Here is a 16,276-nt window from a genome sequence, read left to right on the forward strand (position 1 = left end):
AATGGCTGGTGTTGCCGGGGCGCAGAGAGCGAAGTTATCCGAGAGAGCTCAGAGCCAGAAGCAGGAAATACCCAGATAAAAAAGTTGCTGGCCACCCTTAAGTGACCAGCATTACGCGTAACGCGCCCTTTTTTTCGCCTGCCGATCGCCGTCATCCAACACCTGGTGACATTTGATTAGAAAAAATCACGCTGGCGCCTCTTGTATTTCTTCTTGGCAGAATGATAATCACTCTCGTTGCATTTTACGTTTCTTTACAGAGTTGCGCAGCGCATGTCGAGCCAGCTTTCTCTGCCGCCGCGGTCTTTTCAGGGGTGATTATTTATGTTCGTTCCCTTTCTTATCATGTTCCGTGAAGGGCTGGAGGCCGCGCTGATCGTCAGCCTGATCGCCAGCTACCTGAAACGCACGCAGCGCAGCCAATGGCTGGGCGCGGTGTGGGTCGGTGTGATTGTCGCCGCGGCGCTGTGTCTGGCGCTCGGCATCTTCATCAATGAAACCACCGGCGAGTTCCCGCAGAAGCAGCAGGAGCTGTTCGAAGGCATCGTCGCGGTGGTGGCGGTGGTGATCCTCACCTATATGGTGTTCTGGATGCGCAAAGTGTCCAAGTCGGTCAAGGTGCATCTGGAAGGGGCGATCGATCAGGCGCTCAGCGCCGGCAAAGGGCAGGGTTGGGCGCTGGTGGCGATGGTGTTCTTCGCCGTGGCGCGCGAAGGGCTGGAGTCGGTGTTCTTCCTGCTGGCGGCTTTCCAGCAAGACGTGGGCGCCGCGGCGCCGATCGGCGCGGTGCTCGGCCTGGCGGCCGCCATCGTGCTGGGCATGATGATTTACTGGGGCGGGGTGAAGCTGCACCTGGCCAAATTCTTCAAATGGACCAGCCTGTTCATTCTGTTCGTCGCCGCCGGGCTGGCCGCGGGGGCGATCCGCGCCTTCCATGAGGCCGGTCTGTGGAACCACTTCCAGGACATCGCCTTCGATTTCAGCAGCACCCTGTCGACCCATTCGCTGTTCGGCACCCTGCTGGAAGGCATTCTCGGTTATCAGGAAGCGCCGACGGTCAGCGAAGTGGCGGTCTACTTCCTGTATCTGATCCCGGCGCTGATTTTCTTTTTCCTGCCGCAGCGCGCGGAGCCGGCAGCGGCCCCGGCGCAACGTAAAATCAATCATTAATGTTTAATAGGGAATCTCGTATGTCTACTCCGTTATTTCGCCGCAAGGCGTTGCACGCAGCATTACTGGCTATCCCGGCGTTTGCGCTGAGCATCGACGCGCTGGCGGCGGACGTGCCGCAGGTCAAAGTCACGGTCAACGACAAGCAGTGCGAACCGATGCAGCTGACCGTGTCGGCCGGCAAGACGCAGTTTGTGGTGCATAACACCAGCCAGAAAAACGTCGAATGGGAAATCCTGAAAGGGGTGATGGTGGTGGAAGAGCGCGAGAACATCGCGCCGGGCTTCACCCAGAAAATGACCGCCACGCTGGAAGCGGGCGAATATGATATGACCTGCGGGCTGCTGAGCAATCCAAAAGGCAAACTGACCGTCACTGCGGCGGCCAATGGCACCACCGACGGCAAGCCGAGCGCGCTGGATCTGGTTGGCCCGATCGCCGAATACAAAGTCTACGTCACCAAAGAAGTCGATGGGCTGGTGAAACAGACCAAGCTGTTCACCGACGCGGTGAAGGCCGGCAACGTGGAGCAAGCGCGCAAGCTGTATGCGCCGACCCGTCAGCACTATGAGCGCATCGAGCCGATCGCCGAGCTGTTCTCCGATCTGGACGGCAGCATCGACGCCCGTGAAGACGACTACGAGAAGAAATCGGCGGACCCTAACTTCACCGGTTTCCACCGTCTGGAGAAGGCGCTGTTTGCCGACAACTCGACCAAAAACATGGGTAAATACGCCGATCGGCTGTATCAGGACACCGTTGAGCTGCAAAAACGCGTGGGTGAACTGACCTTCCCGCCGAGCAAGGTGGTGGGCGGCGCAGCCGGGCTGATCGAAGAAGTGGCGGCGAGCAAGATCAGCGGTGAAGAAGACCGCTATAGCCGCACCGACCTGTGGGATTTCCAGGCCAACGTCGACGGCGCGCAGAAGATCGTCAATCTGCTGCGCCCGCTGCTGGTTAAGGCCAACAAGCCGCTGCTGGACAAGATTGACGCCAACTTCAAAACCGTGGACACCATTTTGGCGAAGTACAAAACCAAAGAGGGCTATGAGTCCTACGAGAAGCTGAGCGAAGCCGATCGCAACGCGTTGAAAGGGCCGATCACCACGCTGGCGGAAGACCTTTCACAACTGCGCGGCGTGTTGGGCCTGGACTGAGGCATAGGATTATGAGCAACAAGGCAGGCCCGAACAGCGGGCCGCATCCGCAATCGCAGGGGGCGGCCTCGCCTTCGCGGCGCCGTTTGCTGCAAGGGCTGGGGCTGGGCGCACTGGCGCTGGGCGGCAGCCGCCTGGCGCAGGCGGCGGGCAACGCGGCGGAGCCGTTGGCGACGCCGCAGGATGAGCGTTGGCAGAAACAGCCGTTTTATGGTCGCCATCAGGCCGGGGTGCTGACGCCGCAACAGGCGGCGATGATGCTGGTGGCGTTCGACGTGCTGGCGACCAGCAAAGCGGATCTGGAGCGTCTGTTCCGGCTGCTGACCGATCGCATCGCGTTCCTGACCCACGGCGGCAAGGCGCCGGAAGTGGATGCCAAGCTGCCGCCGCTCGATTCGGGCATCATGGGGCCGGAGATTTACCCGGACAACCTGACCATCACCGTTTCGGTCGGCGCATCGCTGTTTGACGAACGCTTTGGCCTGCAGGCGCAAAAACCGCTGCGGTTGCAGAAGATGACGCGCTTCCCCAACGATGCGCTGGACGCCGCGCTGTGCCACGGCGACCTGCTGCTGCAGATCTGCGCCAACACCAATGAAACCGCTCTCCACGCGCTGCGCGATATCATCAAGCATTCGCCGGATCTGCTCAGCGTGCGCTGGAAGCGGGAAGGGTTCATCTCGGCGCATGCGGCGCGCAGCAAAGGCAAAGAAACGCCGATTAACCTGCTGGGCTTCAAAGACGGCACCGCCAACCCGAAAACCGACGACAAACCGCTGATGGATAAGGTGGTGTGGGTTGGCGACGGCGCCGGCGAGCCGGTGTGGACGGCGGGCGGCAGCTACCAGGCGGCGCGCATTATTCGCTTCCGCGTGGAGTTTTGGGATCGCACGCCGCTGCAGGAGCAGGAAACCATCTTTGGCCGCGAAAAGCACAGCGGCGCGCCGCTCGGTATGAAGCATGAACATGACGAGCCGAACTACGCGAACGATCCCGACGGCAAGGTGATACCGATGGACGCGCACATTCGGTTGGCGAACCCCCGCACGCCGGAAAGCCAAAGCAACCTGATGCTGCGGCGCGGCTACAGCTATTCTCTTGGCGTCTCGAATGCCGGGCAGCTGGAAATGGGGCTGCTGTTCGTCTGCTATCAGGCCGATCTGGAAAAAGGATTCCTGACGGTGCAAAAAAGGCTCAACGGCGAAGCGCTGGAGGAATACATCAAGCCGATCGGCGGCGGGTATTTCTTCGTATTGCCGGGCGTGAAAGAGGGCGGCGACTATCTGGCCAGCGGCTTGCTCAAGGCCTGAGTGCGCAATGACGAGGCGCGATCTTCCGCCTCGTTTTACTTTGTATTGCCTATTGCGCGGGACATTGCGCGACGAAGTTCAATTCGATGCTTTGCCTGCGGATTAAAAAAATCTGCACGGCTCACTGGCTTTGGATTGCGCAAAATTTAATCGAGAAACCAAAGTGTCATTTGTGGTTTTTAATTGCAATTCATTGATATTGTTGATGTAAAAATTTTTCTGGAATGACGTGTCGAGCGTGATATAGTGTTTTAGCGCTAACTGAAAACAAAAGATATTAAATTTTTTTACATTTTAGTAACGCGACGAGATTGAATGTCATTATACTGTAATCATCTGGCGGTAGTTTTCACACGGTGCACAGCTTGAAGCTGTAAATATCACTGCGGGGATCGCTAATGGTAAAGTCCTTGGTTGGGCTGGAAAGAAAAAATAACACATCTCCCCTGATTTCTCGTTGTAACGAGGGTTATCTCTCCGACTCTCTTTTACCGGCAACTCCGCACTCTTATCGCTACCGAATCTCATCACTTTTTACTCCACGTTTATTGATGCAGTCCGCGTTGTCCCGTGAAGACACGGCGCTTAAGCGTTGCCGTCAATTCACCTTGTCCCTTGGCTCTTATTGGCTCGGAGGAGGCCAAAACCTAATACGTGTGTGAAACATAATCGCGCGGCCAGGCCGTTGCGGTAGGTGAAACAAACTGTAAGGTGCCACTATGGGTAGACAGAAAGCAGTGATCAAAGCACGTCGTGAAGCGAAACGCGTTATTCGTCGTGACGCTCGTAGTCATCGCCAGCTGGAAGAAGAGTCTGTGACCTCGCTGGTGCAAATGGGGGGAGTCGAGTCTATCGGCATGGCGCGAGACAAGCGCGATAGCTCACCCATCGAGGCTAGAACCGAAGCTCAGGGTCATTACTTATCAGCCATAGAGAATAAGCAGCTGATCTTCGCCACCGGCGAAGCCGGCTGTGGCAAAACATTCATCAGCGCCGCCAAGGCGGCGGAGGCGCTGATTCATAAAGAGGTGGATCGGATTATCGTTACCCGTCCTGTTTTGCAGGCGGATGAAGACCTCGGTTTCTTGCCGGGGGATATCTCCGAGAAGTTCGCGCCTTATTTCCGCCCGGTGTATGACATTCTGGTACGTCGTTTAGGATCTTCCTTTATGCAGTACTGCCTGCGCCCGGAAATCGGCAAGGTAGAGATTGCGCCGTTCGCTTATATGCGCGGGCGCACCTTCGAAAATGCGGTCGTTATCCTGGATGAAGCCCAGAACGTGACCGCCAGCCAAATGAAAATGTTCCTGACCCGCCTGGGCGAAAACGTGACGGTTATCGTTAACGGCGACGTGACCCAGTGCGACTTGCCGCGCGGCGTGAAATCCGGCCTCAGCGATGCCCTGGAGCGCTTCGAAGAGGACGAGATGATCGGCGTTATCCGCTTTGAAAAACAGGACTGCGTGCGTTCCGCTTTGTGCCAGCGCACGCTCAACGCTTACAGTTAACCTATCCGCTACTGGAAAGGCCGCTTCGGCGGCCTTTTTTATCGCCCCTCATTTATCATTTCGTTTAACCTTTGTGTAAATTATTGTGGTTTTTTGTATAGATTTTCGTTGAGTTAGCGTCAATGATTAGTGAGTGCCAGATTGGCGCGCAATTTGCCTGTGCCGCCAAAAGGACATTATCTGGGGTGTGCGCCGTGCGGCGCATAGCGTGTAGGTTCCTTGATGCGATTCAAACATGAAATACATCGTTCTGATTTTGCTTATTTTATGCGTCGTCTATGTGCATTACCGCGGACGGGTGCGCTACAACGTGTGGCGGCAGCTGTCTGACCATTCCACCTTTACCGCACCATTGAACGTCTTCATGTATCTGTTTTCCCGCGTGCCGACCACGCCGTACCTGAAGCCGGAGCAGTTTCCTGAGTTGGCGGTGTTGAGAGATAACTGGGAAACCATCCGCGACGAAGGACAGAAGCTGATGGAGATCCAGCAGATCAAGGCGTCCGATCAATTCAACGACGCCGGTTTCAACTCTTTTTTCAAGACCGGTTGGAAGCGCTTTTATCTGAAATGGTATGAAGACAGCCATCCCTCCGCCATGACCCTGTGCCCGCAGACCACGGAACTGCTGCGCAGCCTGCCTTCGGTCAAGGCGGCGATGTTCGCCGAACTGCCGGACGGCAGCCGTTTGCCGCGCCACCGCGACCCTTACGCCGGTTCGCTGCGTTATCACCTGGGGCTGATTACCCCCAACGATGACCGCTGCTTCATTGAGGTGGACGGCGAGCGCTACAGCTGGCGCGACGGGGAAGGCGTGATGTTCGATGAAACCTATCTGCACTACGCGGAAAACCAGAGCGGGCAGAACCGTCTTATCCTGTTCTGCGACATCGAACGGCCTATGCGCTACCGCTGGGCGCAGGTGGTGAACCACTGGCTGGGGCGCAATCTGATGAGCGCCGCCACCGCGCCGAATGAAGAGGGCGATCGCACCGGCGGCGTCAACAAGATGTTCAAATACATCTATGCGATACGCCGGGTGGGGAAACGCCTAAAGGCCTGGAATCGCACCGGTTACTACATCATCAAGTGGATTTTGTTCGGGGGGATCGCCGCGGCGATATTCTTCTCGGTATAAACGAAGGTGGGGGCGCACGGTGTGCGCCCCTTTTTGATCAGGCGAAGATAGTCATCATGTAGGCGGCGAACAGCGCCAGGTGGGCGGTGCCGTTCAGCACGTTGGTGCGGCCGGTCGAGAACGACAGCTGGCACAGCAGCAACACCGTCAGCATCACCACGATATGCGGCGTTTGCAGGCCGAAGATCAGCGTCTGCCCGGTCAGGGTGGCGATGATGGTGACCGCCGGCACGGTCAGGGAGATGGTCGCCAGCACCGAGCCGAAGAACAGGTTCATGGCGCGTTGCACCTGATTGTTCAACACGGCGCGCAGCGCGCCCAGCCCTTCAGGCGACAGGATCAGCAGCGCCACCAGGAAACCGGTGAACTGCGCCGGCGCGTTCATTTTGGTCAACAGACCTTCCAGCGGATTGGCGTTGAACTTGGTGACGGCGATAACCGCGATCAGGTGCACGATGAGCCAGGCGGCATGCCAGGCGCTGCTGTGGGAAGAAGGCTTGCCGTGATGCGGGTCGCCGTCGTCGTCTTCATGCTCGTACACGAACAGGCTCTGGTGGGTTTTGGTCTGGATCACCAGGAACACGCCATACATGGCGGCGGAGATCAGCGCTACCAACAGCGCTTGCCCGGTGCTGAAGTTGCCGCCCGGCAGCGCGCTCGGGAATACCAGCACAATCACCGCCAGCGGGAAAATCGCCATCAGGTACTGTTTGATGCCGCCCAGATTGACGTACTGGGTGGCGAATTTGCGCCCGCCGAGCAGCAGCGCGAAGCCGACCAGGCCGGCGGAAACGATCATGATGATGGAGTACAGCGTGTCGCGCATCAGCGCCGGCGCGGCGTCGCCGGTGGCCATCAGCGCCGAGATCAGGCTGACCTCGAGGATCACCACCGACAGGCTGAGGATCAGCGAGCCGTAGGGTTCACCCAACCGGTGAGCCAGCACGTCGGCGTGGCGCACCACGCTGAAGGCGCTGCTGAGGATCCCCACCAGCGCGAGAATATTGATGCCGACGATCAGCGGAAAGTTAGCGGTGCTGCTCCACAGATTCAACACCACCAGCGCGGCGATGGGAAAGATCAGCGAGTATTCGGTGTGGCGAGATTTGGTGGATCGGCCAGGATCGTGTTGCGACTTCATGAGGGTGGCACTCCTTCTCAAACAGCGTAGCCCGTCGGCGCCGGTCGCCGTGGCACGGCAACTCTGCGTTTCCAGTAGGTATTTTATATTAGGATACACCCGCGGCGCCGGTGTGATGTTGTTTTTATCTGAGAAAGCAATTGCTTGCTTTATGTGATCAGGGTAGCAAAAAAACCGCACGGGGTGCGGTTTTATTTACTTACTTTTACGCAGTAACGCCAATTTTTAACGTTAGATTTGAGAAAAGTCGTGTTTACTCATTTACCGCTTGGTTAATCAAGGAAAACGAGACAGTTAGTCATCAATATTATCCATGATTTCATGCCGTTTATTGTGGTAACCCTCTTCATTTAGCCCCTCACGCCAGTAAGGTACGGCATAAAGACGATTGCGATCGCATTGGCGTTCACGGCGCAGGTAGCGGCGCAACCCCACCACCAGGCGATCTTCACCGGCGAGCCAGAAGTGCGCTTCGCCCTGCGGCAGGGACTGCGCGCGGAACTGAGCGATCAGTTCGTCGGTTTTCTCCGTGCCGCCGACGATCCAATTGACTTCAACATCAGCGGGTTTTTTCAGGTCAATCATGTCAGCGGTGCTGTCGACGCGGACGAAAGCGCGCCCGGCGCTGCGCGGCGGCAGGTTTTCCAGCAGCGCGGCCAGCGCAGGCAGCGAGGAAGGATCGCCCGCCAGGCAGTAGAAATCGGCCGCCGGCAGCATCGGTTTGGGGCCGCCCGGGTTGCTGATGCCGATTTTATCGCCGATTTTCGCCTGGCGCGCAAAGTCGACCGCTGGGCCTCGGTGATCGTGAATCGCAAATTCGATGTCCACTTCCGCCTGTTCCGGGCGCACGGCGCGAATAGAATAGGTGCGCACGATCGGGCGCACGGCGTCCGCGGCCCAGCGCGGGCCGTTTTCGGTCAGCGTCGGCAGATCCGGCTGAGTTTGGTCGGCGAGCGGCAAAAAGACTTTGATGTGCGCAGCGGCGGCGTTGGCCGGGTAGTAGCGCAGATCGGGCGCGGTAAAGGTGATGCGGCGCAGGTGCGGCGTAATGTCCTGTACGGCGCTGACGGCGATCAGGTAGGGGGCGCGTGAGCGAGGGGCTTCGGTAGTCACGGGGATCTCCTTATAGTTCGTTTGGCGGTGAGTATACCATGCCGTTTGATAATGAGAATTGTTTGCTCATTGAGGCGCAATCGCCTGTGAGCTAGGCTTAAGGTTCACGCAATACGCACGGGAGGACGTGATGCCATACCAAGACACGAACGACTTGCCGGACAATGTGAAGCATGTGCTGCCGGCCCATGCGCAGGCGATTTATAAAGAAGCGTTCAACAGCGCCTGGCAACAATATCGGGATCCTGAAGATCGACGCGGTGACGCCGGCCGGGAAGAGACGGCGCACAAGGTGGCCTGGGCAGCGGTCAAACAAAGCTATCGCAAGGGTGACGATGAGCGCTGGCACAAAAAGTAACGCCTTTTATGCCCGGTAAAAATCGCGCAGACGTTATGCTGACCTCGGCAATTAATATTATTGCTGCTCAGTACAAATACTTTTCCACGTTAACGCCGCTTTGCAACTTGATTGCGCGGCGGGAAAAGAATATGGTCATTATTAATAGGCGCGGTTATTGAATTAATAAAATTCCGCACCAAAAAATAAAATTGCAAAGGTTCAGTAGTGGCGAGGGAGGACGAGAAATCGTATTCCCGGGAGGTTGTAACAGTGTTAACGCGAGATTTTCTGCAAAAAGCGGATTGCAAAACCGCCTTTGGCGCTATTGAGGAGTCGCTGTTGCTGACGCCTGAACAGCGCGCAGCCTCGTTGGCGTGCACATTATCGCGCCGGCCGGATCACAGCCCGGTATGGGTATTCGGTTACGGTTCGCTGATGTGGAATCCGGTTTTCGAATCGGAAGAAGTGCGGCCAGCCATACTGCAGGGCTGGCATCGGGCGTTCTGCATGCGTTTGACCGCCGGGCGCGGCACGCTTCATCAGCCGGGGCGCATGCTGGCACTGAAAGAGGGCGGCCAGACCACCGGATTGGCGTTTCGTCTGCCGGAAGGCAAGCTGCGCGAAGAGCTGGAGCTGCTGTGGAAGCGCGAGATGATCACCGATTGCTACGTGCCGACCTGGTGTGAGCTGCAGCTGGAGGGCGGTGAGGCCGTCACGGCGCTGGTGTTCGTGATGAACCCGCAGCATCCGTTGTTTGAAGCAGACACCAGCCACCAGGTGATCGCGCCATTGATCGCCAGCGCCAGCGGCCCGCTGGGCACCAACGCGCAATACCTGTTTGCGCTGGATAACGAGCTGAAGCACCACGGCATGCAGGATGATTGCATCGGCGATCTGGTGCGTTACGTGCAGCAATGGTTGCAGCAGAACCGCCCCGGCACTTTCGGGGCCGAGGCCACGGCCTGAGGCGTTGGCGGGGCGGCAGACAGTAAAGGGCTCAGCGTGCGGAGCCCTTTTTCATATATCTAATACCTCTATTTAATAACTTTATTCTGCATGATTATTTAAGCCTGTCTCTTTGTATGGTTATTTATCTCGTTATTTTTAAAGCCATTCATCATTTTCCTCCGTCTTCACACCCCGAGAGTCACGATAAATAATTCACTTAGTATTAAATTGCATAACTAAAGGCTATTTCTTATTTGTTCAGCCCCGCAGGACTCCGTATCAATATGGCAGACGCTACCGCAAGAAACAGGGAGACGGGGATGAACTTTCAACAATTAAAAATTATTCGCGAATCGGCGCGCTGCAACTACAACCTGACCGAGGTCGCCAATACCTTATTTACTTCGCAGTCCGGCGTCAGCCGGCATATTCGCGAGCTGGAAGAAGAGCTGGGCATTGAAATATTCATTCGCCGCGGCAAACGGCTGTTGGGCATGACCGAGCCCGGCAAAGAGCTGCTGGTGGTGGCGGAACGCATTCTCAACGACGCCAACAACATCCGTCGCCTGGCGGACGTCTTCAGCAGCAACGATTCGGGGCAGCTGCATATCGCGACGACGCACACCCAGGCGCGCTACAGCCTGCCGGGGGTGATCAAAGAGTTTCGCGCGCTTTATCCACGGGTGCGGGTGGTGCTCAATCAGGGCAGCCCCGAAGAGATCGTCTCGATGCTGGCCGCCGGCGAAGCCGATATCGGCATCGCCAGCGAGCGGCTGATGAGCGACGAGTCGCTGGCGGCGTTCCCGTACTACCGCTGGCATCACACCATTTTGGTGCCGGAAGGGCACGAATTGACGCGCCAGCCGCAGGTGACGCTGGAGATGCTCAGCACCTTGCCGCTGATCACTTACCGCCAGGGCATTACCGGGCGCGCGAAGCTGGATGCGGCGTTCAAAGCGGCGGGCCTGACTCCGGACATCGCGCTCAGCGCGCAGGATTCCGACGTAATTAAAACCTACGTCGAATTGGGATTGGGCGTGGGCGTGCTGGCGGACATGTCGTATGAAAAAGAGCGCGATCGCGGGTTGGTGAGCCTCAACGCCGAGCACCTGTTTGAACCCAATACGGTATGGCTGGGCCTCAAGCGCAGCCAGCTGCAGCGCAACTATGCCTGGCGCTTTATCCAACTGTGCAACCCGACGCTGTCGCTGACCGAAATCAAGGACAAGGTTTTCTCGTCGCAGCTGGATGCGGTGATTGACTACCAGATTTAATCGATAAGCGGCAGGCAACCCCTGCCGCGCATTCCGCATCGCTCCCCTAATAATCAAAATCCCATCTATATACATAAAAAGAATATCTATAGTGATTTAAGTACCTTCAGCTGCCGATCGTGCTCGCATACACTCGCGAAATTATTATAAATTCCATCCGCTTGGAGAGTTTCAGATGAAAGCGCTCGTTCCTTCTTTGCTGTTTTTAGCCGTGGTGGCCAGCGTTAACGCGCAGGCGGCGACGCCGGCCAACACGCTGGTGATCGCGCAGTCTATCGATGACGTGGTCAGCTTTGACCCGGCCCAGGGATTTGAGTTAACCACGGTGCAGTCGTTCAACAGCCTGTATCAGCGTCTGATCCAGTCCGATCCGCACAACCCTATCGATCTCAAGCCAACCCTGGCCAGCAGCTGGCAGGCCGGCGCCGACAATCGCAGCCTGACTTTCAGTCTGCGCCCGGACGCCAGGTTCGCCAGCGGCAATCCGCTGCGGCCGGAAGACGTGATCTTCTCGCTTTCACGGGTGGTAAAACTGAATCTGGAGCCGTCGTTTATCCTGACGCAGCTGGGTTGGAACGCGAAGAACGTGGAGCAACACCTGAGCAAGGTGGATGACCACCAGGTAAAAATCAGCTGGAGTGAAAACGTCAGCCCAGCCTTCGTGCTCAGCCTGCTGTCGGCGCCGGTATCGTCGATCGTCGACGCCAAAGAGGCGCTGGCGCACCAGCAGGGCGACGATCTGGGGCACCAATGGTTGAACAGCCACTCCGCCGGCAGCGGCCCTTACAAAATCCGCACCTATGTGCCACACGAGGTGGTGGTGCTGGACGCCAACCCAGGCTCGCCGGAAGGGGCGCCGACGCTGAAAACCATCCTGATCAAAAACGTGCCCGATCCGGCCGCGCGCCGTTTGCTGATCGAGCAGGGCGATGCCGATATCGCGCGCAACCTGGGGGCAGACCAGATGGCGGCCCTGAAGGGCAAGCCGGGCGTCAAACCGTTGGCCATTCCTTACGCCTCGCTTTATTTCCTGCAGTTCAACGCCAAGGCGTCGTCGGCGCTCGGCAATCCGGCGTTCTGGGAGGCGGCGCGCTGGCTGTTCGATTACCAAGGCATCGCCGACGATCTGCTGAAAGGGCAGTTCCAGAGCCATCAGGCATTCCTGCCGGACGGTTATCTGGGTGCGCTCAAGGATCAGCCGTACAGCTTCAATCCACAGAAAGCCAAAGAAATACTGGCCAAAGCGGGGCTCCGCAACGTCAGTTTCCGTCTGGACGTCAACAACCAGCCGCCGTACCTGGATATCGCCCAGGCGTTGCAGGCCAGTTTTGCCCAGGGCGGCGTGAAGGTGGAACTGGTGCCGGGCATCAGCTCGCAGGTCTCCACCAAGGTGAAAGCGCTTAACTACGATGCGACGCTGACTTCCTGGGGGCCGGATTATTTCGACCCTAACACCAACGCCGCAGCCTTCGCCTACAACCCGGAAGACGGCAGCAAGACGCTGGCCTGGCGCGCCAACTGGCAGATCCCGGCGCTGAGCAAGCTGACGCTGGCCGCCACCGCGGAAAACGACACCGCCAAACGGGTGGCCGACTACCAGCAACTGCAAAAACAGGTGCAGCAAAGCTCGCCGTTCGTCATCGGCCTGCAGGCGCGCAGCCTGATTGCGGTGCGCGACAACCTCAAGGGCTATGTGCAGGGCATCAACCCTGACATGGTGTTCTACAGCAAGGTCAGCAAGTAATGGCCGCTGAACTGTCCGCCTCCGCCGGGGCGGCCCGGCGGTATTGGCGCTGGGGCGGGCGGCTGCTCGGCGGCGCGCTGTCGCTGGCGTTGACGTTGCTTGGCCTGCTGCTGTTCACCTTCATGCTGTCGCATCTGGCGCCGATCGATCCGGCGCTGCAGGTGGCGGGCGATCATGCCAGCGAAGCCACCTACGCACAGGTGCGGCATGAGTTGGGATTGGATCAGCCGTTGCCGGTGCAGTTTTGGCGTTATCTGGTGCACCTGGCGCACGGCGATTTGGGTATTTCGCGCATCACCGCCCAGCCGGTGTTGAGCGATTTGCTGCGTACCTTCCCGGCGACGGTGGAGCTGGCCACCTGCGCCATTATCCTCGGCGCCCTCGGCGGCATTACGCTGGCGTTTCTGGCGGTGCTCAAACCGGGCAGCTGGCTGGATAACGCGGCGCGTCTGCTGTCGCTGATCGGTTATTCGGTGCCGATTTTCTGGCTGAGCCTGCTCGGGCTGCTGCTGTTCTACGCCACGCTGCACTGGTCGGCGGGGCCGGGGCGGCTGGACGACATCTACCTGTACAGCATGGAGCCGCGTAGCGGTTTCGTGTTGATCGACAGCTGGCTGTCCGGCGATCGCGACATGTTCTACAACGCCATCGGCCACCTGTGGTTGCCGGTAGTGGCGTTGGCGCTGTTGTCGATGGCGGGCATTACTCGGTTGCTGCGGGCGGCGATGCTGGAAGAGTGCAACAAGGAATACGTGACGCTGGCGCGTTCCAAGGGGGCCGGCCGCCTGCGCATTCTGCTGCGCCATGTGTTTCCCAACGTGCTGGGCACGCTGATCACCGTACTGTCTCTCTCCTACGCCAGCCTGCTGGAGGGGGCGGTATTGACCGAAACGGTGTTCGCCTGGCCCGGCGTCGGGCGTTACCTGACCTCGGCGCTGTTTGCCGCCGATACGCCGGCGATCCTCGGTGCCACGCTGCTGATCGGCACCTGTTTCGTGCTGTTGAATGCGCTGGCCGACGCCTTGACCTATTTAGTGGATCCGCGAACCCGATGAGCCAATATCTCTCTGAACACGAACCGCAAAGCGAGCCGGCCGTCGGTTACCGCCGTGGCCGGCGCCTGACCACGCTGACGCTGGGCGCGGCGCTGGTGGCGATTCTGATCGTCACAGCGCTGTTGGCCCCGTGGCTGGCGCCTTTCGATCCCAATCTGCAGCATATCGAGCTGCGGTTACTGCCGCCTTCCGCCGCACATTGGCTGGGCACCGACGGTTTTGGCCGCGACTTGCTCTCCCGCGTGATTTACGGCGCGCGGCCGACGCTGATTCTGGTGTCGCTGATTCTGGTGTTGACCATTCCCATCGGCCTGCTGGTCGGCATTGGCGCCGGTTATCTCGGCGGCTGGGTAGAGCGCATTTTGATGCGCCTGACCGACATTTTTCTGTCGCTGCCGAGCCTGGTGATCGCGCTGGCGTTTGTGGCGGTCATGGGGCCGGGGCTGATGAACGGCGCGCTGGCGCTGGCATTGACCAGTTGGCCGGCCTTTGCCCGCCAGGCGCGGGCCGAAACCCTGGCGCTGCGCCGCAGCGATTACCTGGCGGCGGCGCGCATGCAGGGCATCAACGGGCTGCGGCTGATGGTCGGCCACATTTTGCCTTTATGCCTGCCGAGCGCGGTGGTGCGCGCGGCGCTCAGCCTGGGCGGCATCATCCTGTCCGCTGCCGGTCTGGGGTTCCTCGGCATGGGCGTCGCGCCGCCGACCGCCGAATGGGGCTCGATGGTGGCCGAAGGCAGTAAAGTGATTTTCGACCAATGGTGGGTCGCCGCCGCGCCGGGCGGGGCGATCCTGTTCGCCAGCCTGGCGTTTAACCTGCTGGGCGATGGCCTGCGCGACAAAATGGATCCTCGTCATGGACACTGATAACACCTTATTGACCGTCGAACGGTTGGCGATCGGCGTGCCGGGGCCACAGCCGGTGGCGCTGGTGAAGCATATTTCGTTCAGCATGGGGCGGGAGCGGCTGGCGCTGGTCGGTGAGTCCGGCTCCGGCAAATCGTTGACCGCGCGTGCGCTGATGGGGCTATTGCCGCCGCCGTTGCAGCTGCAGGCGCAGCGCCTGACGCTGGGCGATGAAGACTTGACGCGCCTGAGCGAGCGCCAGTGGAGCCGGCTGCGCGGCGATCGGGTGGCGATGGTGATGCAAGATCCCAAGCATGCGCTGAATCCCAATCAGCCGATCGGCCGTCAGGTGGAGGAGCCGCTGGTGCTGCATGCGAAGCTGAGCCGCGCCGAGCGGCGTGAAAAAGTATTGGAGATGCTGGCGGCGGTGGGCTTGCCCGATCCGGCTGCGCTGTGCCGCCGCTATCCGCATCAGCTCTCCGGCGGCATGGGGCAGCGGGTGATGCTGGCCATTGCGTTGATCAACGATCCGCAGCTGTTGATTGCCGATGAACCGACTTCGGCGCTGGATCACCAGATGCGCGATCAGGTGCTGCAGCTGATAGAAAACCTGGTGGCGCAACGCAATATGGGGCTTATCCTGATCAGCCACGATTTGCAGCAGGTGGCGCACCACTGCGAGCGGGTGCTGGTGATGTACAAAGGCGAGCTGTTGGATCAGCTGCCGGCAGCAGAGCTGGCGCAGGCCACGCATCCTTATACCCGCACGCTGTGGGCGTGCCGGCCGAGCCGCGAGACGCGCGGCAAACCGCTGCCGGTGCTGGATCGCGCGCTGTTGGAGACGTTGAAATGAGCGTGATCGCACTGGAGAACCTGAGCGTCAGTCACCGCCAGGGCTACGAACTGCGCACCGTGGTGCATGAGGTTAACCTGCGCATCGAGCCGGGCGAGTGTTTCGGGCTGGTGGGGCCTTCCGGCTGCGGCAAGTCCTCGTTGCTGTGGGTGCTGGCCGGGCTGAATGGCAGCTGGCAGGGCGGCTTTGAGTTGCTGGGGCGGCACCTGCAGCCGGGCCAGGCGTTTACCGGCGAACTGCGGCGCGAGGTGCAGATGGTGTTTCAGGATCCCTATGCTTCGCTACACCCCAAGCACCGGCTTTTGCGTACGCTGTCGGAGCCGCTCAAACTGCTGCAGGAAAGCGATATCGAACGTAAAATCAGCGCGGGCTTTCGCCTGGTGGGGTTGGATCCGCGCCTGCTGGAGCGCTACCCGCATCAGCTGTCGGGCGGCCAGCGTCAGCGTGTGGCGATCGTGCGCGCATTGTTGCTGCGGCCGAAGCTGCTGTTGCTGGATGAACCGACCTCGGCGTTGGACATGTCGGTGCAGGCGGAGATCCTCAACCTGCTCAACGAGCTGAAACAGGCGGGCGATCTGACGATGGTGCTGGTCAGCCACGATGCGGACGTGATTGACCACATGTGCGATCGTTCGGTGGCGATGGCGCACGGCCGCATCATCGTTTGACCCTATGCCCGC

15 protein-coding genes are annotated in these 16,276 nt (G+C 59.2%); 13 read left to right on the top strand and 2 right to left on the bottom strand.

The annotated features are described in order from the left end of the window. Nucleotides 1-324: 324 nt before the first annotated feature. The 5 genes from efeU (at nucleotide 325) to lpxO (ending at nucleotide 6,283) form a co-directional block, all read left to right on the top strand. Nucleotides 325-1,170: an iron uptake transporter permease EfeU gene (gene efeU, locus ACJ8MK_RS06725; protein ID WP_033647751.1), complete on the top strand. Its 846-nt coding sequence runs from the start codon at nucleotides 325-327 to the stop codon at nucleotides 1,168-1,170. A 20-nt stretch (nucleotides 1,171-1,190) separates the two neighbouring features. Further along, nucleotides 1,191-2,327 carry an iron uptake system protein EfeO gene (gene efeO / locus ACJ8MK_RS06730; RefSeq protein ID WP_197771778.1) on the top strand — a complete coding sequence of 379 codons (1,137 nt, stop codon included), beginning with the start codon at nucleotides 1,191-1,193 and terminating at the stop codon, nucleotides 2,325-2,327. Nucleotides 2,328-2,338: 11 nt separating this feature from the next. After that, the gene (gene efeB / locus ACJ8MK_RS06735; RefSeq protein ID WP_442517608.1) at nucleotides 2,339-3,637 is read left to right on the top strand and encodes an iron uptake transporter deferrochelatase/peroxidase subunit; all 1,299 of its coding nucleotides are present in this window, start codon (nucleotides 2,339-2,341) and stop codon (nucleotides 3,635-3,637) included. Between the two features lie 719 nt (nucleotides 3,638-4,356). Then, nucleotides 4,357-5,145: a phosphate starvation-inducible protein PhoH gene (gene phoH / locus ACJ8MK_RS06740; protein ID WP_015378226.1), complete on the top strand. Its 789-nt coding sequence runs from the start codon at nucleotides 4,357-4,359 to the stop codon at nucleotides 5,143-5,145. A 235-nt stretch (nucleotides 5,146-5,380) separates the two neighbouring features. Further along, the gene (gene lpxO / locus ACJ8MK_RS06745) at nucleotides 5,381-6,283 is read left to right on the top strand and encodes a lipid A hydroxylase LpxO (RefSeq protein ID WP_421084963.1); all 903 of its coding nucleotides are present in this window, start codon (nucleotides 5,381-5,383) and stop codon (nucleotides 6,281-6,283) included. 37 nt (nucleotides 6,284-6,320) lie between these two features. Here lpxO and chaA read toward each other — a convergent pair whose 3' ends face one another. Both chaA and ACJ8MK_RS06755 read right to left on the bottom strand, forming a co-directional pair. Continuing rightward, nucleotides 6,321-7,424, bottom strand: a complete 1,104-nt coding sequence (gene chaA, locus ACJ8MK_RS06750) for a sodium-potassium/proton antiporter ChaA (RefSeq protein ID WP_033647747.1) — start codon at nucleotides 7,422-7,424, stop codon at nucleotides 6,321-6,323. A 294-nt stretch (nucleotides 7,425-7,718) separates the two neighbouring features. After that, nucleotides 7,719-8,537: a siderophore-interacting protein gene (locus ACJ8MK_RS06755; RefSeq protein WP_442517609.1), complete on the bottom strand. Its 819-nt coding sequence runs from the start codon at nucleotides 8,535-8,537 to the stop codon at nucleotides 7,719-7,721. A 130-nt stretch (nucleotides 8,538-8,667) separates the two neighbouring features. On the opposite strand from ACJ8MK_RS06755, the gene chaB reads away from it, so the two are divergent. From chaB to ACJ8MK_RS06795, 8 genes are all read left to right on the top strand, one after another. Further along, nucleotides 8,668-8,895, top strand: coding sequence for a putative cation transport regulator ChaB (gene chaB, locus ACJ8MK_RS06760; protein WP_033647745.1), 228 nt, complete (start codon nucleotides 8,668-8,670; stop codon nucleotides 8,893-8,895). 252 nt (nucleotides 8,896-9,147) lie between these two features. Continuing rightward, nucleotides 9,148-9,843 (top strand): gamma-glutamylcyclotransferase, encoded by a 696-nt coding sequence (locus tag ACJ8MK_RS06765; protein WP_041035583.1) that lies wholly within the window; start codon nucleotides 9,148-9,150, stop codon nucleotides 9,841-9,843. Nucleotides 9,844-10,145: 302 nt separating this feature from the next. Continuing rightward, nucleotides 10,146-11,099: an HTH-type transcriptional regulator Cbl gene (cbl, locus tag ACJ8MK_RS06770; RefSeq protein WP_033634950.1), complete on the top strand. Its 954-nt coding sequence runs from the start codon at nucleotides 10,146-10,148 to the stop codon at nucleotides 11,097-11,099. Between the two features lie 175 nt (nucleotides 11,100-11,274). After that, nucleotides 11,275-12,843: an ABC transporter substrate-binding protein gene (locus ACJ8MK_RS06775; RefSeq protein ID WP_101427042.1), complete on the top strand. Its 1,569-nt coding sequence runs from the start codon at nucleotides 11,275-11,277 to the stop codon at nucleotides 12,841-12,843. After that, nucleotides 12,843-13,898 (top strand): ABC transporter permease, encoded by a 1,056-nt coding sequence (locus ACJ8MK_RS06780; protein WP_033647742.1) that lies wholly within the window; start codon nucleotides 12,843-12,845, stop codon nucleotides 13,896-13,898. Before ACJ8MK_RS06775 ends, ACJ8MK_RS06780 begins: the two co-directional genes overlap by 1 nt. Next, nucleotides 13,895-14,764: an ABC transporter permease gene (locus ACJ8MK_RS06785; RefSeq protein ID WP_033647740.1), complete on the top strand. Its 870-nt coding sequence runs from the start codon at nucleotides 13,895-13,897 to the stop codon at nucleotides 14,762-14,764. Before ACJ8MK_RS06780 ends, ACJ8MK_RS06785 begins: the two co-directional genes overlap by 4 nt. Continuing rightward, nucleotides 14,754-15,596 (top strand): ABC transporter ATP-binding protein, encoded by an 843-nt coding sequence (locus ACJ8MK_RS06790; protein WP_048321687.1) that lies wholly within the window; start codon nucleotides 14,754-14,756, stop codon nucleotides 15,594-15,596. Before ACJ8MK_RS06785 ends, ACJ8MK_RS06790 begins: the two co-directional genes overlap by 11 nt. Beyond that, on the top strand, nucleotides 15,593-16,264 hold the full coding sequence (locus tag ACJ8MK_RS06795; protein ID WP_442517610.1) for an ABC transporter ATP-binding protein: 672 nt from the start codon (nucleotides 15,593-15,595) through the stop codon (nucleotides 16,262-16,264). Before ACJ8MK_RS06790 ends, ACJ8MK_RS06795 begins: the two co-directional genes overlap by 4 nt. Nucleotides 16,265-16,276: the final 12 nt, after the last annotated feature.

Source organism: Serratia sp. CY38905, assembly GCF_052168875.1.
GTDB classification, from domain to species: Bacteria; Pseudomonadota; Gammaproteobacteria; order Enterobacterales; family Enterobacteriaceae; genus Serratia; species Serratia sarumanii.

What these genes read in the sequence shown, in the direction of transcription:
- cbl (WP_033634950.1), top strand. Translation starts at nt 10,146, where the DNA reads ATGAACTTTCAACAATTAAAAATTATTCGCGAATCGGCGCGCTGCAAC.
- lpxO (WP_421084963.1), top strand. Translation starts at nt 5,381, where the DNA reads ATGAAATACATCGTTCTGATTTTGCTTATTTTATGCGTCGTCTATGTG.
- ACJ8MK_RS06790 (WP_048321687.1), top strand. Translation starts at nt 14,754, where the DNA reads ATGGACACTGATAACACCTTATTGACCGTCGAACGGTTGGCGATCGGC.
- ACJ8MK_RS06795 (WP_442517610.1), top strand. Translation starts at nt 15,593, where the DNA reads ATGAGCGTGATCGCACTGGAGAACCTGAGCGTCAGTCACCGCCAGGGC.
- ACJ8MK_RS06780 (WP_033647742.1), top strand. Translation starts at nt 12,843, where the DNA reads ATGGCCGCTGAACTGTCCGCCTCCGCCGGGGCGGCCCGGCGGTATTGG.
- efeO (WP_197771778.1), top strand. Translation starts at nt 1,191, where the DNA reads ATGTCTACTCCGTTATTTCGCCGCAAGGCGTTGCACGCAGCATTACTG.
- efeU (WP_033647751.1), top strand. Translation starts at nt 325, where the DNA reads ATGTTCGTTCCCTTTCTTATCATGTTCCGTGAAGGGCTGGAGGCCGCG.
- phoH (WP_015378226.1), top strand. Translation starts at nt 4,357, where the DNA reads ATGGGTAGACAGAAAGCAGTGATCAAAGCACGTCGTGAAGCGAAACGC.
- chaA (WP_033647747.1), bottom strand. Translation starts at nt 7,424, where the DNA reads ATGAAGTCGCAACACGATCCTGGCCGATCCACCAAATCTCGCCACACC.
- chaB (WP_033647745.1), top strand. Translation starts at nt 8,668, where the DNA reads ATGCCATACCAAGACACGAACGACTTGCCGGACAATGTGAAGCATGTG.
- ACJ8MK_RS06785 (WP_033647740.1), top strand. Translation starts at nt 13,895, where the DNA reads ATGAGCCAATATCTCTCTGAACACGAACCGCAAAGCGAGCCGGCCGTC.
- ACJ8MK_RS06775 (WP_101427042.1), top strand. Translation starts at nt 11,275, where the DNA reads ATGAAAGCGCTCGTTCCTTCTTTGCTGTTTTTAGCCGTGGTGGCCAGC.
- efeB (WP_442517608.1), top strand. Translation starts at nt 2,339, where the DNA reads ATGAGCAACAAGGCAGGCCCGAACAGCGGGCCGCATCCGCAATCGCAG.